This is a genomic window from Paenibacillus sp. FSL K6-1566 (genome assembly GCF_038050475.1).
Lineage (GTDB): Bacteria > Bacillota > Bacilli > Paenibacillales > Paenibacillaceae > Paenibacillus_AQ > Paenibacillus_AQ lactis.
The window spans coordinates 3,008,127-3,023,856 of record NZ_JBBOSR010000001.1; the positions used below are offsets into that span (position 1 = coordinate 3,008,127).

A 15,730-nucleotide genomic window follows, 5' to 3' on the forward strand; every position below is an offset into this window, starting at 1 on the left:
TCGTGGAAAGGCTTGACACCTAGTCATGTGGAATGATAATTTGTATGCACAACTAAAAAGGAGTGTATAAGATGGAACACTTTCATGACCACTTACTCAAGGGATGTCTATACTTCACGGCCAATCAGTTGGCCCGCTCCATGACCAAACTAGCCGAGGATGAATTTCGCATAACTGGCTTGTCTCCGACCTACGCGTTCCTGATGATTGCCGTGAATGAGAAGCAAGGCATTTCTCAGAAGGAGCTTGGAGAGGTTTTGCATATAACACCTTCAACGGTGACCCGTTTTATCGAGAAGCTGCAGGCTAAAGGCCTGGTGTACGCTGAACAAAAGGGCAGAATGTCCTTGATTTACTCCACGGAGAAGGGGAAAGAGCTGCAGCCGGATATCGAGAAAGCTTGGCTTAACCTCTATGATCGGTACTCCAATATCATCGGAGAACAAACCGGAATCGAATTAACAGAACAGCTATTCCAGATAAGCAATCAATTGGAGGGTAAAAAGTAGAGTTAAAAAAAACGCCGCCTGTCTCTTTCAGGAGGCCTTGGCGGCTTTAAAGGTTTATGACGATGCCTTCATTATTGTAACCAAGTAACATTACATCATTTCATGAATGCTTCGCGATTTAGGGAAGATGATGGCAAGCTCTGTATATTGGCCTGGTTCGGATCGCGCAGACAACCGGTGTCCCAGTTTGATGGCCATCTGGCTGGCCAGGTACAATCCCAATCCCGTTGATTTTGCGTCATTTCTACCGGTTGATCCGGTGAAACCTTTATCAAAAATTCTTCCGAGATCTTCCGGAAGGATGCCGATGCCGGTATCCCGGATCAAAAGCCGCTTCTCGCTCGGATTATCCTCGATGGAACAGGTAACGGCACCTCCTTGGTTTGTATATTTCAAGGCGTTGGTGATGATTTGGTCGAGGATGAATCCAAGCCACTTGGCGTCACTGTGAACCGTGTGTTCTTCTTCCCACATGGTGAACCGGAGCCGTTTGGCAACGAACAGCTTGGCGTACTTGCGGACACAGGCTCGCATGATCTGGTTCAGTGAAACCTCGGCAATCAAATAATCCCTCGAAAATGAATCGATCCGAGAATAATAGAGCGCTTGTTCAACATAGTGATCGATTTTGTTCACTTCATCCTCCAGCTTATTCACGAGCTCCTCAGCCGATTTGCCGGCACTGTTTCTCATCAGCAGATGGGCAGCCGTGATGGGAAGCTTTACCTCGTGAATCCAAGACATGATAAAGTCATGATAGTCCTTCCGTTCCCCATGGTACTTTCGAATAGTGTCCAGCTTCGCTTGATGGAGCTTTCTTGCCAACGCTGTGTAGAGCTGTTGCTCATGACTGATCGGCTTTGGTACAGCAGCGACAATATCGTCATCGTCGTTTCCGGTCAATTCATCCAGTGCTTGATAATGTGCATAGCGCCGAGCATATCCAACGATCAGATAGGTGGCGGTTAAGATTAAGCACCCGAGCAGCGTGTAAAAAATATCTCCGGCATCATATTTTCCGGATGCACTAACAAACATCATTAAGGTTGCAAACAGCATCTGCGCGACGGCCAATAATATCACATAACGTTTATCTTCTAAATATCGCAGAAAACTCATTTGATCATATACCCTTCACCCTTGATCGTTGTGATAAACCGGCTTTTTCCCAGATCATCCAATTTTTTTCGGATTCGCGTCATATTAACCGTCAAGGTGTTGTCATCCACAAAGCTTTCATCCTCCCACAAACGGCGCATGATGGTTTCTCTGCTGACGATGCTACCTTTACTCTGCATCAACAGATTCAGGATTCGGAACTCGTTCTTCGTCAGCTCCACTGATTGCTCTCCGGATAACAGCCTCCCATCATGAAGGTTCAGGATCACGCCTTCATGTTCGATTACATTCGGGAAAGGATCGATATACGAGTAGGTTCTGCGCAGCAGCGCTTTGATTTTGGAGATCAGTACTTCATCATAGAACGGCTTCTGTATATAGTCGTCTCCGCCCATATTGATCGCCATCACCATATCCATTGGCGTATTGCGGGAGGAAAGGAAGATAATCGGCACGTTGGAGACTTCCCTAATCCGGCTGCACCAATAGAAACCGTCATACACAGGCAGGTTGATGTCTAAGAGCATCAGATGAGGCTGTTCTGCCACATAACGTTCCTGGACCCGATCCAAATCGTTACAAAGCACAGACTCGAATCCCCATTTCTGCAAGGTTTCCCCGAGCATTTCACTGATCGTTGCATCGTCTTCCACGATCATGATCTTCACATATAATCCCTCCGATCCGGCGCGGTTCATGTCATTTCATCTCATTATACCTTTGATAGGGAAAGCAAACATCATCGCTTTGGACAAGGTTACAAAAATGTAAGCCTGCTCAAGAATTTCGTAAGTCAGGAGTAAGGCTGCTCGTTAAAAACGGTGTTATGATACCAGGGAATGACTACCTGGAGGTGGAGAACAGATGAAAGAGCTCGTTAAAATACAGCAATTACAAAAGTCGTACGGCGTCAAAGGAAATGTGATCCCGGTGCTGTACGGCATTGATATGACTGTTCAGGAAGGAGAATTTGTCGGGATAATGGGGCCATCCGGCTCCGGGAAAACGACACTGCTCAATATCGTATCCACGATCGACGAGCCGACCTCTGGAGACATCGTGATCGACGGGGAGAACGTGCTGCAGATGAATGAAGCACAATTATCGGAGTTTCGCCGAACGAAGCTGGGCTTTATTTTTCAAGACTATCATCTCTTAGATACGCTGACCGTCAAGGAAAATATTGTGCTTCCGCTCGCCCTTGCAAGGATGGGCGTCGATGAAACGGAACGCCGGGTGGCAGCGATCGGGGAGCGCTTTGGCATCGGCCATATTATGGACAAATACCCGTATCAAATCTCCGGCGGGCAAAAGCAGAGAACGGCTGCTTCCCGTGCAATCGTGACCGATCCGAGACTGATTTTGGCGGATGAACCGACGGGTGCTTTGGATTCCCGCGCTGCTGCCGACTTGCTCGAGGCGATGAAGGATCTGAACGAGCAGGAATTCGTCACGATCCTGATGGTCACGCATGATGCTTACGCAGCAAGCTATTGCAGCCGCGTGATGTTTATTAAAGACGGCGGCATTTTTGCAGAACTGGTCAAGGGAAGCATGTCCAGAAAGGAAATGTTCAAAAAGATATTGGATGTGCTGAACGTGCTGGGAGGAGATGCCAATGACGCTGTTTGATCTGGCTAAGAAAAACATACGGGGCAATTTCCGCCATTATTTTGTTTATTTCATCTCCATGTTTATAAGTGTCGTCATTTTTTATATTTTCGCTTCCCTGCAGTACAGTACGGAAATCATGAACGCGATCGAGTCGTCCAGCAGCATGAAGTCCACGTTCTTCATTGCTTCGATCGTGTTAATCTTGTTCGTGTCGGTGTTTATCCTGTATTCCAACCAATTCTTCTCCAGAAAACGGAAGAAGGAAGTAGGGCTGTATGCCCTGCTGGGATTGCCCAAACGAACGATCGGCCGTTTGCTATTCTATGAAAATCTTCTGATCGGTTTAATCGTTCTCGCATTGGCAATCGGTGCCGGATCTCTTCTGTCAAAGCTCTTCACCATGATCCTGGCCCGGCTGCTCGGCATCAGCGTGGATATAGGGATGTCGATCTCCTTTCCGGCTGTCATCAGTACGATCATCGTGTTCATGATGATTATTCTGATCACTTCTGTGCAGGCGTATAGGCTGATCTACCGATTCCGGCTGATCGAGCTGTTTCGTGCGGAACAGGAAGGGGAGCGGGAACCGCGGGCTTCCATCCTTTCGGCGTTTGCTGCTATCCTCATCCTGTCGATCAGTTATGGGTTCGGACTTCGCGAGTTTGCGAATAATGAGCAGATCCTGACCAATCTTGGGGTGATGTCGGTCGGGATCATAGCGGGGACGGGACTCTTGTTTTCATCGCTTATTATTTTTGTCCTGCGATTGGCGAAGCGCCGTAAACGTTATTACTATAAGGGGTTGAACTTGGTAGTTACGTCGAATCTCGTCTATCGCATGAAGGGGAACGCCCGCACGTTCGGCATCATATCCATCTTGTCGGCTTTGGCGTTGTGCGCATTCAGCTTTGGCTTGAGTACTTACCATACCTACGAGCATTCCACGCGTTTGATCGCTCCCTTCAGCTATATGTTTGTTAGCCAGGAGGAAGCTTTTAACAAGCAAGTCGACCATCTGATCCGAAGCGATATGGCGCATCCTGTGGCCGAGCAGGTTACGATTCCTGTTATTCATCTGAACGGACATTCTTCGAGCGATGAGATTATATCGAAGAAACAAATGGCATCTAACGATCGGCCCATCAAAGTCACCTCCGTGAGCGGATATAACCGGGCTGCGGAAGCGCTCAGCATTCCCCGACTGGATGTGACGGAGCCCGGCCGGGCGATTGCGATTCGCCCGATGTACACGGAGCATGAGTGGTCGGATTATGACGGAGAGACGATCACCTTGGAGCTGCCCTCACGACCGTTGACTCTGGCATTTACCGATATGACGATCGAACGTATCGTGAACTGGAGCTATCCGGATATAATGGTCGTGGTCGCTGATGAAACCTACCGCGCCATCGAGCGGCAGAGTCCTTCTGTAGACTATATCGGCTACACGGTAGAGGGGCAGAAAACAACGAGGGCTACTTCTAATGCGCTTGCCTCCATGGCCACGCCGGAATCAAAGATGACGTCGTATTATGCCGAATATCGCGTTGGAATCGAGAGCGCTGCGCTAAATGTATTTATCCTTGGCTTTTTGGGACTTGTATTCCTCTTGGCAACGGGGAGCGTCCTTTATTTCAAGCAGTTGACCGAAGCGGCGGGAGATCAGGCCCGCTACGATGTTCTGAGGAGAATCGGTGTGAGCAATAACGAGATTAGCGGTTCGATCTTTAAGCAGAACGCTATGATCTTTATGCTGCCGCTGCTCGTTGGGGTGGTACATTATATTGTCGTATTCAGCTGGCTAAGGAGGCTGTTCGGCGGATTGGGCGGCATCAGTCTTCTGGAGCCCGTCCTGGTCTGTATTAGCGTGTTTATGATGATCTATATGGTCTACTTTGTGCTGACCGTAGGTTCTGTCAGCAAAATTCTCATCGGGGAAACCCCGCGTTGGGTCCGTCTTTCGGTGCTGGTGATCATGTCAGTAGCCATCATACTTGTCGGGATCTTCGTATGGCTGGCCCTGGTCCCGCAGGAAGAAGAAATCGCAAAGGGGCCAAGCGTCCAGCTCCACATTCCTGCACCTATGGGGAAATATCCGGTCGGCGTGACAGAGCTACACTTAATGGATAAGGACAGAATGGACCCTTGGGTTAACGAAGGACCGAGGGAGCTTATGATCAGCATCTGGTACCCTGCCGAGGAAGAAAGCGGACAAAAGGCCATGTATATGCGGGAAGGTGCAGCAAAACATTATGACCAAGCGGAACTTCCATCCATCGGTCTTACCCCTGGCACGGTCAATCTGGCCGATATCGATACCCACGCATGGCTGGAGGCGCCTGCGGCCGATAATGAGGGAGGTTGGCCGGTGATCATCTTCTCCCCGGGCGGCTCCATCCCGCGAAGCTTTGGCACGATCCTGGTGCAGGAAATGGCTAGCCGAGGATATGTCGTCATTACGTTGGATCATACCCATGAAGCATCAGTCGTCGAATTTGCCGACGGTCGGGTCGTAACGGAGGCGCTGCCGGCTTTCAGTGCTGAAACGGTGCTTAAGATGATCGATGTCCGTGTTGATGATGTGCGATTTGTACTGGATCAATTGATCGAAATGAGGGCAGGCAGCAATCCGGATGCAGGTAAGAAGTTGCTGCCTCAAGGTTTGGCCGCCAGTCTTAATCTTTCCAAGGTAGGCATTTATGGGCACTCTGCCGGGGGAGCGACGGCTGCGCAAACGATGTATGAGGACGAGCGAATCGATGCGGGGATCGATATGGACGGTACGATGGGGCATATGCCCAATCACCCGCTGCCCGTTGCCCAGCACGGCCTGGATCGTCCATTTATGCTGTTGAACTCCGGTTTCAACGACGAGGGAGATGTGGACTCGCATTTGACGGCGGAGGACCGGGCTATGTTCTGGAACCATACAAGCGGTTGGAAAATGGATGTGACCATACCGAACGGGGCCCACTTTACCTTTACCGATTATCAGTCCCTGTTGCCTCAGCTTGCAAGCAAGGTAAGCCTTTCCAGGCTTGCGGTCCAGCAAAGCATTGGAACCGCTGACTCTGAGCAATCGCTTGACGCTCAACGGGAATATGTGGCAGCGTTCTTCGATTATCATTTAAAGGGCATTCCGCAGCCTCTGCTCGCGACTACAGACTCGCCTTACACAGAGGTTAATGTAATCAACTAGCGGTTGGTCATGAAAGCGAAGAAATGATGGACCTTTAGCCACTTAACCAGCCGTATTCCATCCATGCCTCGCTCATATCAGAGCGGGGCTTCAGGCGCTGCGAATAACGCTTGGAAGCAATGGCCGATACGCCTTTCATTTGTAGACTAAACAAGAATAAACAAGTCTGTCCGAAAAAAATACAGTCCGGTCTTAAATATCGGCAGTGGGTCAATTCCCGTAAGTTGTTCTATATTTAGGATGGGCGAAATGACACAGCTACAAGCTAAAAGGAGTTGGACAAAGTAATCGATCGCCTTTTCAAACTAATCATAGGGGAAGGAGTTGAATATTTATTATTTAATCCGAAGTTAACTTTAATCGAAATTTTATATCTTTAGCTGAAAGGAAGTAGAATAACGTACAAGTCCGAACTGGGTCGCACGAAATTTACCAGCTCAAGCAAAATGATCGGAAATTAACCTGAAAATTGAAAAGGAAGATATCATTTGTCAAAAAAGTGGAATTTGAAGATCGCAGCCCTTATCAGCTCTGCATTAGTAATAAGCTCCATATCACCGTTAACCCTAAATGCTGAAAGTCCTGAGGCTTCATCTAACGTAACCGGGTCTCCGTCTGGAGTCACTATGGAACACCTTCATTCGGGTGGTCCGACTTCATTGACGACGGATTTGCCCTCAATAGACGATATTCGCAAAGACTTCAGTCTGTTATATAAGGACTTGGCGGCGATTCCATACTTTGCAGGCGGAGGGGTAGCTGCAATTGGCGGCAATGCGTTCAATGTGAGCGTTCCGGGTAACATCCCGGCAATCGCGGCATCACGATATGGCAAAGGGCGAGTTCTACTGGCTGGGAGCGATCGATATTTTAACCTTTCCGAGCAAGCAGATGAAACTAGCAGCACGCTAGCACGAAATATTTTATTATGGCTAACGGACGAGTCGCATACGAATTCTGGCCGCGGCAACGATATAACGGGACGCTACGCGGATGCTTTACGGGGAACGGGTAAGAAAATCAGCTTGATCACTACTTCTCATTCATTTACGGTATCTCCTGATCTTCCTATCGAGCTCGTGAAAAGCGACAGCTGGGAATCAGCGAATCTGAACCCGCAAAAATATGCGGTTGCTTACGTAGACAGCTCGGTGAAGGATTCCGATCTAGAAGCACTGGATAAGTATATACGTCTTGGTGGCAGCGTGATCGTATCTGAAAACAACAGCGTACTTGAAGGAATTACGCGCGATACGCCTGAGCATATTGTCCTGCAGGTCGGCAATCTGCGAGGGGGACGACTGAGTCGGGATTTCGCCATTCAAAAATTAATGAACCGTGCAGGCCTGACTTTGATGAACCGCGGCACCGACTCAAATGGCAATGAATCCAAGCTGACCCCAGAACAATCATTGAATCATCACTTCATGAACCGCTTTCAGCAAGGAAGAGCAGTTGAAGCAGGAACGATCACTTATGACGACATCGACATTGGTCCAGCCGGAACAACTGAAAGCAAAAAGCGGGAGCTACTGTATACGATTCTAAGTGAAACACTCGAGACATTATCGACTGAATCACAATTATTTGATTGGGCCAGCTTAGAGGCGAGTAAATTGCCTTCGGCCACTTTCCCAATCTCTAAATTTCAAGCTCCGTACACGAACGCACTTCGCGTATTCGAGTTCAGCCATTTTACGTTGAACCCATCCAATAAAAAATCACCGTATGCGGATCAATTTCCAGGTAAAGTCGCTGATGATGCGTTCGTAGTGAATAACCGGGAGGTTGAGGTGGATTTTGACTTTCCCAACATGATGTACACACATGCTCTCCCTTCGAAAAATTGGGTTAGCACAGGACTTTATGCACCTCCTGGAAAAGCCGTAACATTGGAAGTGCCGGAAGGCGCCGAGCATTTGACGGTACAAATCGGTTCACATGATGACGACCTGAGGGGGGCAAGCAAATGGGAACGTGCTCCTCTTGTGGTGAATCATCAAAAGCTGGCACCCGGAAGAAATCAGGTGAACAGTCCATATGGTGGGTTGATATATCTTATTCCACTGAAGTCTAAACCAGGTGTAAAAGTTAAAGTCAGCATTAGCGGTGCGGTTGAAGCCCCCCGCTTCGTGCTTGGAGAAACGACGGCGGAGCAATGGGAAGCGATACGGAATCTGCCACCTAGCGTTCCGTTTGCTGAACTTCAGGGTAAAAGAATCGTGCTAACCGTTCCTTCTGAGCTGATCCGTGACGTATCGAATCCTGAAGAGCTGATGCAGACTTGGGATGAAATATACGATAGCTATGATGAATTGGTCGGACTACACTCGGAGAGGGCTATGCCGCACACCGCTCATAAGATGAACCGCCGATACGTGGCAGATGTTCAAATTTCCTCAGGTGCAATGCATGCGGGTTATCCGATTATGCTTCCGTTCAGCTATGCTCCCAATTTGCTTGATATTGACTATCTCCGATCGAGTGCCTGGGGGTTCTGGCATGAGCTGGGGCATGAATACCAGCAACGGACATGGACTTGGGGCGATGTTGGTGAGGTTACCGTAAATATTTTCTCCCTGTATACACAGGAGAGATACGGAAATCCTTCCGAATTGCTTAAGGTCGGCAGCGATGGCCAGGACTATTACGACCGGGCGATATCATTCGCAAGCAGTGACGATCCAGACAAAAAATACGGGAGTATCGGAAACTACGAAAGACTCGTAATGTTCAAGCAGTTGCAGCTTTCTTACGGCTGGGACCTCTATACCCGGATTTTCGAAGCTTACAGAGAAATGCCGCAAAGTGATATTCAGAATACTGTCGACACGTTTGCATTGGTTGCCTCGAGGGAAGCTGGCGAGGATCTGACACAGTTTTTTAGCCAATGGGCGATCGGTTTAACCGATCAAGGGAAAGATAAAATAAAGGCATTGCAGCTGCCGCAACCGCAGCAAGAAATGTGGCTCCTCAGGGAATAGTGCGCTAATTTTGAACATCATGATGTTTCATCCATAGGTTAGGTCTGAAGCCGCGAAGTTCGCGGCTTTTTAGATTTTTACGGTATAGAAGTTACTAAAAAAATGGGGAGAATCGACCAAATAGAAAATATCGTGCCTTCCTATGAAAGCTTTGATAAAATCCCATATATTTGTTAAATTATAGAAGAATAACTTGCAAACATTCCTTTTAAAAAAGGAGGTGACCATCGCGTCGGGGTTGAATGGTGGCATCACTTGCCTATCGATTAGGGAAGGAGGAAGATTGCGCACTTCGGTTGTTTTGTGTATTAAAGGCACCACGGTCGTAGGGACATGTGCATGGATAAGATTATAACGATGGAGGTAATCCGTATGCTACGAAATCAAACGTGGAACCATTTGAAACGGCGGTTAATGACACTCACTTCTGCACTGCTTGCCATTTTTATATTCAGTATGTCTGCTTTGCCTGCATTTGCGGCAACCCCCGAGAAGACCGTGAACGCCTCCGCAACGCTCGCTTACAATCTCAAAGGACTGCAGCACAATGTGGTGGTGCAGAAAGCTTACATCGCATCTAAATATATTTATGTAACGCAGCGGTCGGGAGGAAATTGCTATCTTTCAAGATTGCTGATCGATGGAAATAACGCTACGTTCGTTGATAAAATGACCATTACCAATACCGGCCATTGCCAGACGCTGGATATGTATACGTACAATGGCGAGAACTATTTTTATTTCAGCTCTAAAGCTGATCCATCCACGGACTATTACTGGTCGCTCCAGGTAGCAAGAGTTCAATATTCGCCAGGCACAACCGTCGATTATACGGATCTTCGCCGGTTTACCTACATGAACTACGCCAATAAGACGGGTGCAAGATTAGGTGATACTTACCGGGTGGATGGCGGCGGAAACAGCACGCATACGGTCTTCCGCGTACAGACGAAGGAAGGCACTGTGACTTGGGCCATTTATGACACGGTAGCATTGAACAAGCTCCTTGACAGCAATGAAATGGTGCGAATGGACAGCGCGGCAGCGGTAAGCGCCTGCGTGACCAGCTTCACCCAATCAGGCAGTGCCATTATTAGACCGAACGGGTCATTCCAAGGGGTGGACATGCTCGGCAGCACCGAAATCTATACCTCAGGCGGAGCGGAGGGGGAAACGCCGCAAATTGCCATGATGTCGAACACGGGGGCGTATAAATCGCTGGTGAAGATTACAAATGTGGGCAACCGCGAAATCGAGGGCGTCCAGACCAAGAACGGCAATGTGTATTTCACGATCGTTACAGATCCGGTAAATAAGAAGGATACCCAGAAAATTTATTACGTTCCTGATAGCATATTTTAATAACCGATATACAGCTATTCCGAAAAAGAGGCATGGAGCAAGTTAACCGGCATCTGAACGGAGATGCGGATCAGGCGCAGCAGGAAGTTCATGATACGCTGCTGCTGGCGCTCAGCTTAAACTCCCGGATATCGTTCCGGGAGTTTTTTCTTGTCTTTTTAGTTGGGAGGATACCTTTTACAACAGAAGTGCGTATAAAATGGTGTAGTAGGGAACAAATGGTTCCGGTCGTGGTGGGGGGAATGGGATGAGTATTTGGTTGTGGGTCCTTATTGGAGTCGTCGTCTTGTTCATGGTCCTGGTGCTGGTGGTGGGTTGGATCGCATCCAAATTTGATGGGAATATGGGCATCCAGAGCAGGCGTGACGAGCATGGAAACATCATCTTGCTGGACACACCTGCGATGCGTGAATCTGCCGCGCTTGCCTATGACGGAAGTATTGAGATGGAGAAAAGAGGGCACATCAAGTCCAACGGGCAGAGCTGGAACGAGGTGTGGCTGCGAACGATCGCATCGGTACGGAAGAACACGGAGAATCCGGAATGGTATGTCCGTTACATTATTGAGAAGCGGCGCGAAGCTGGACTGCCGGAACTCGAGGGTCTGGACGAGCCGAATGAGCCGAAGTGAAAGCGGAGAACTTTTGCTGCGTAAGTGCGGAGAGTGAATCACGATAAAGAATGGGATTCGGCGCGCCTATCGCTCGAATTTTCAACAATATAAGCTATGTATCTTCTTGGTTAGACGGATGCTGAGCTAATAGCAGGGGAGGGTTTGACATGGAAGCGGTACAAATTATTAATGCTCGAATAGCAACCGATAAGCAAGTCATCGAGAATGGATCAGTGCTTATCGATAAAGGGCGCATTACTGCCATCAAGAGGGAAGCCCCGGAAATCACGGGAGAGACGATTATCATTGATGGGGAGGGAAAGCTGCTCATTCCCGGCATGATCGATGTTCATATTCACGGAGCGAACGGCTATGACATGATGGACGGAACGACAAGAAGCATTCAAGAAGTTTCCAAAACCTCTGCGGCCACCGGCTGCACCTCGTTCCTGGCGACATCCGTAACATCTGATTTGGAAACGCTTCTTCGCATGATCGACAAGGTGAAGCAGGTTGCGGGGCACGAAGAGGGAGCGATGATTGCCGGTATCCATGCGGAGGGCCCCTATTTAAACGTGAAGCGAAAAGGAATGCAGAACGAAGCGCATCTGCGGCATCCGGATTTGTCAGAAATGGGACTCATCATCGAGCGAGCCGATTCCTTACTGAAGATGGTTACGATTGCTCCCGAGCTGCCCGGGGGTATGGAGTTGGTTTCTTTCTTACATAAAAAAGGTATCGTTATTGCGATTGCCCACTCGGATGCAACGTATGAGGAAGCCAAAGAGGCATTCCGTCTCGGGGCCAGCCATATTACGCATTGCTTTAATGGAATGCGGCCGATTCATCACCGCGATCCGGGACTTATCGTTGCCGCGATGGAGGAGCAGAAGGTAAGCTTGCAGGCCATTGTAGACAATGTGCATCTTCATCCTGCCATCGTCCGGCTCATGCATCGTGTGAAAGGGCCAGAGGGTATCGTGCTCGTTACGGATGCGCTTCAGGCCATGGGGCTCGGGGATGGAGAGTATGTGTTTGGCGGACATCAGGTAACGGTCCGAAACGGGATTGCACAATTAATGGATGGGACATTGGCTTCAAGCACCGTTACGATGAACGAAGCTTTGAAAAATACGGTAACATTGGGGATCCCGCTTCAAGATGCGGTTAGGATGGCAAGCACCACGCCGGCGGATGTGCTCGGGCTGACCAACAAAGGACGCATCGCCGAAGGAGCGGATGCCGATCTGGTATTGCTGGATGACCAGTTTGAAGTCGAATGGACGATGATTGGCGGGAAGATGATTTTTAAAAGGGAAAGTGACGGCAATCATCGATAGAAAAACAGCTGAGGAAAGCTCACACTTGTTGTGACTGACAAAGGAGGGATTCCCATCGATAAGCTCGATGAAAAATTAAAGGCGTTGCATAAAAGAGAACACCTAGCCATACTCCGAAATTTGCTGCATTCTGTGAAACAGGATGATACGGCAGTGAAGGAGCCGTATGATCAAAAGACGTCAGATCGGTTATACGGGCTGCTTGGCAAGCATATCAATGCTGCGTACGAGCAGCATATGGAAATCGAGAGGCTGCAGACGCATGTCCATGTGGTGTTCAGTCTATCGGATGCAGGTTCATTGAAAGTAGCCCTTAGTAAGGTTGGTAAACATCAACAAAGTCGAGTACTGGCATTTAATAACTGGTTTTCGGTCGGCCCGATTGCGGAATTGGACACGTCGGAAGGGCAGCAACGCAGGCAAAGCTGGCTCATGAATCATGTCCAGGATGACTATTTCTTCGACTCGATTAACCGGGATCACCAAATTGCGCAATTGATGAAGGAGTTAAAGGCCATCCCCGAGCATAAAACCGTTGTGATCTGGTGTGCCGATAATGCCCATGATCAAACGGGGCTCCGATTCGCCCTCTACCTGTTGAAAGACAGGAAACAGCCGATACGTATCGTTAATGTGACGAAGGTTTCCCAAGAATTGGGTTTTCACCAGAAGGGAGGAGGAACTCCTTATGCGCAGGCATTGATCGACCGGGATAATTATGTTGAAATCGTTCGGGACTATGCTGAGGGCTTCCCGCTGGACTCGGAAACCAGGAAGCGGTATGAGGGCGAATGGATCGAGTTGGCGGGACAGAACCATTGGCTTCGTTTATGGGAGGCGGGAGAGCTAAGAGGCTGCGAGGAGGACAAGCTGGATCCGCTGATTATCCAGTCGGTCACCGATCTGCAAGGGATGCATGGAGCCGGTGATTATGTGCATGCAGGTGAAGTCATGGCCAGAGTTCTTGAAGTTTCACGGCAGCGAATCAGTATTTCTTTTATTACTTACAGAATCTTAAGGTTAACCAGCGATGGTGTCCTGACGTTCAAGGGAATACCGGGGTTCCCGCATCAATATTCATTACGTCTTTCGAATACATGAAATGTGAAGGAGCAGCCCCATAGGCTGCTTTCTTAGTTGAGTGATCAACGAACAGGTCACAGCAGCCATGTCAATAAATAAAACACGAAGTGTATTGACAGGATACAGATAAGTGCGTAAAATAATCTCAAATACAAATATCTTAAAATAAAGACAAATGAATTGCGACCTGCAACCCAATTGGTTTGAAGCGAAGCCATAATCCATTAACAAAGCCGGTTCGCAAATTTCGTTGCCGGCACTCAACCAAACAGAGGAGCGATAAATAATGAAAACAACAGGAATCCATCACATTACTGCAATTGTAGGGCATCCGCAAGAGAATGTTGATTTTTATGCCGGTGTATTAGGGCTCCGCTTAGTAAAACAAACGGTCAATTTCGATGATCCGGGCACGTACCATTTTTATTTCGGCAACGAAGGCGGCAAACCCGGCACAATCATTACATTCTTTCCATGGCCGGACGCCTACAAGGGCAAAATCGGCAGCGGACAGGTGGGGGTCACGTCCTATGCGATTCCGAAGGGGGCGATGTCATTCTGGCAGAACCGCCTTCGGAAATATGATGTTTCATTTGCGATGAGTGAACGCTTTGGAGAAACTTATTTGCAGTTTGATGATCCCCATGGCCTTCATCTCGAGCTCGTGGAGCGAGAAGAAGGTGAGCTCAATACCTGGAATTTTGGCGGAGTTACTTCCGATGTAGCGATTAAAGGTTTTGGAGGGGCAACCTTATTTTCTATGAGACCGGAAAGAACCGCCGAACTGTTGGAACACGTCATGGGACTGGAATATGTCGGCCAAGAAGGAGAGCTTGCTCGGTATCGTTCCTCCGCGGATATTGGGAATACGATTGATCTGAGACTTTCACGAGCTGGCTACGGCCAGCTGGGTGTCGGTACGGTTCACCATATTGCATGGCGGGCTAAAGATGATGAGGAACAGCTCCGGTGGCAGCAATATATTGCGGACCAGGGCTATCAGGTAACTCCGGTGCAAGACCGTAACTACTTTAATGCGATTTATTTCAGAGAGCATGGGAGCATTCTCTTTGAAATCGCCACGGATCCTCCTGGATTTGCGCACGACGAATCGCATGAATCGATGGGGAAAGAATTGAAGCTGCCGTCGCAATACGAGCCTCACCGATCTGAAATCGAAAAAGTATTGCTTCCGTTCGAAGTGAGAGAGCTGGAATCCAGTGCGGGAGGCGAGTCTTGATGCTGTCCATCGATCCATCGAATCAGACCGAAAGGGAAAACTATAAGCTGCTGATCGGCAGCATTATCCCGAGACCGATCGCATTGGTTACGACGCTCTCGAACGATGGCGTATTAAACGGCGCTCCTTTCAGTTATTTCAATATCGTATCTTCGGACCCGCCGCTCATCTCGCTGTCCATCCAGCGTTCCGGAGGGATGGAGAAAGACACTGCCCGGAATATAAAGACGCTAGGCGAGTTTGTCGTTCATATTGTGGATGAAGACAATGTACATCAGGTTAATTTAACAACCGCCAAGCTTCCTCCCGATCAGAGTGAAGTCCAATTGGCCGGATTTTCACCCGTTGACAGCGTTAAGATTACCGTTCCGGGGATCATGGAGGCCAAGATCCGCATGGAATGCAGGTTGGAGCAAGCGTTGGCGTTCGACGGGAGTGGTGAGAACGGATGCGATTTTATCATCGGAAGGGTCGTGCAGTTTCATATTCAGGATCATATTTATGAAAATGGAAGAATCGATCCCGTTGGTCTGAGGGCGGTTAGCAGGCTGGCTGGCCACCATTATGCCAAAATCGGAGAAATCTTTGCCATTGAGCGCCCGGAGTAAACAAGAGGCGCTATAAAGAAGTGAAAGAGGCACTCACTTCGAGAAATTGCAAAGGTGTA

Annotated in this window: 13 protein-coding genes; 11 read left to right on the forward strand and 2 right to left on the reverse strand. The window is 48.7% G+C overall.

All coding sequences use genetic code 11. The features are described from left to right. Positions 1-71 precede the first annotated feature (71 nt). Positions 72-509, forward strand: a complete 438-nt coding sequence (locus NST08_RS13225; protein WP_007133286.1) for a MarR family winged helix-turn-helix transcriptional regulator — start codon at positions 72-74, stop codon at positions 507-509. A gap of 90 nt (positions 510-599) precedes the next feature. On the opposite strand, the gene NST08_RS13230 is transcribed toward NST08_RS13225, so the two are convergent. Both NST08_RS13230 and NST08_RS13235 read right to left on the reverse strand, forming a co-directional pair. Next, positions 600-1,628: a sensor histidine kinase gene (locus tag NST08_RS13230; RefSeq protein ID WP_007131790.1), complete on the reverse strand. Its 1,029-nt coding sequence runs from the start codon at positions 1,626-1,628 to the stop codon at positions 600-602. Next, the gene (locus NST08_RS13235; protein WP_040739981.1) at positions 1,625-2,296 is read right to left on the reverse strand and encodes a winged helix-turn-helix domain-containing protein; all 672 of its coding nucleotides are present in this window, start codon (positions 2,294-2,296) and stop codon (positions 1,625-1,627) included. The genes NST08_RS13230 and NST08_RS13235 overlap by 4 nt, the downstream gene beginning before the upstream one ends. Positions 2,297-2,492: 196 nt before the next feature. Here NST08_RS13235 and NST08_RS13240 point away from each other — a divergent pair, with 196 nt between their 5' ends. From NST08_RS13240 to NST08_RS13285, 10 genes are all read left to right on the forward strand, one after another. Next, a complete protein-coding gene (locus tag NST08_RS13240; protein ID WP_007131792.1) occupies positions 2,493-3,260 on the forward strand; it encodes an ABC transporter ATP-binding protein in 768 nt (255 codons plus the stop codon). Further along, positions 3,247-6,441 carry an alpha/beta hydrolase gene (locus NST08_RS13245; RefSeq protein ID WP_007131793.1) on the forward strand — a complete coding sequence of 1,065 codons (3,195 nt, stop codon included), beginning with the start codon at positions 3,247-3,249 and terminating at the stop codon, positions 6,439-6,441. The genes NST08_RS13240 and NST08_RS13245 overlap by 14 nt, the downstream gene beginning before the upstream one ends. 659 nt (positions 6,442-7,100) lie before the next feature. After that, a complete protein-coding gene (locus tag NST08_RS13250) occupies positions 7,101-9,425 on the forward strand; it encodes a M60 family metallopeptidase (RefSeq protein ID WP_244152768.1) in 2,325 nt (774 codons plus the stop codon). A 372-nt stretch (positions 9,426-9,797) separates the two neighbouring features. Beyond that, a complete protein-coding gene (locus tag NST08_RS13255) occupies positions 9,798-10,787 on the forward strand; it encodes a phage baseplate protein (RefSeq protein ID WP_028406659.1) in 990 nt (329 codons plus the stop codon). A gap of 32 nt (positions 10,788-10,819) precedes the next feature. After that, complete coding sequence (locus NST08_RS13260) at positions 10,820-11,038, forward strand: hypothetical protein (protein ID WP_028406658.1); 219 nt, start codon at positions 10,820-10,822, stop codon at positions 11,036-11,038. Beyond that, entirely contained in the window at positions 11,035-11,418 is a 384-nt protein-coding gene (locus tag NST08_RS13265; RefSeq protein ID WP_028406657.1) for a hypothetical protein, read from the forward strand. The genes NST08_RS13260 and NST08_RS13265 overlap by 4 nt, the downstream gene beginning before the upstream one ends. A gap of 149 nt (positions 11,419-11,567) precedes the next feature. Then, on the forward strand, positions 11,568-12,740 hold the full coding sequence (gene nagA / locus NST08_RS13270) for an N-acetylglucosamine-6-phosphate deacetylase (protein WP_341341838.1): 1,173 nt from the start codon (positions 11,568-11,570) through the stop codon (positions 12,738-12,740). A 153-nt stretch (positions 12,741-12,893) separates the two neighbouring features. Next, the gene (locus NST08_RS13275; RefSeq protein ID WP_232239409.1) at positions 12,894-13,841 is read left to right on the forward strand and encodes a DUF1835 domain-containing protein; all 948 of its coding nucleotides are present in this window, start codon (positions 12,894-12,896) and stop codon (positions 13,839-13,841) included. A 268-nt stretch (positions 13,842-14,109) separates the two neighbouring features. Beyond that, on the forward strand, positions 14,110-15,063 hold the full coding sequence (locus NST08_RS13280; protein ID WP_007131799.1) for a ring-cleaving dioxygenase: 954 nt from the start codon (positions 14,110-14,112) through the stop codon (positions 15,061-15,063). Further along, complete coding sequence (locus NST08_RS13285) at positions 15,063-15,671, forward strand: flavin reductase family protein (protein WP_007131800.1); 609 nt, start codon at positions 15,063-15,065, stop codon at positions 15,669-15,671. The genes NST08_RS13280 and NST08_RS13285 overlap by 1 nt, the downstream gene beginning before the upstream one ends. Positions 15,672-15,730 lie beyond the last annotated feature (59 nt).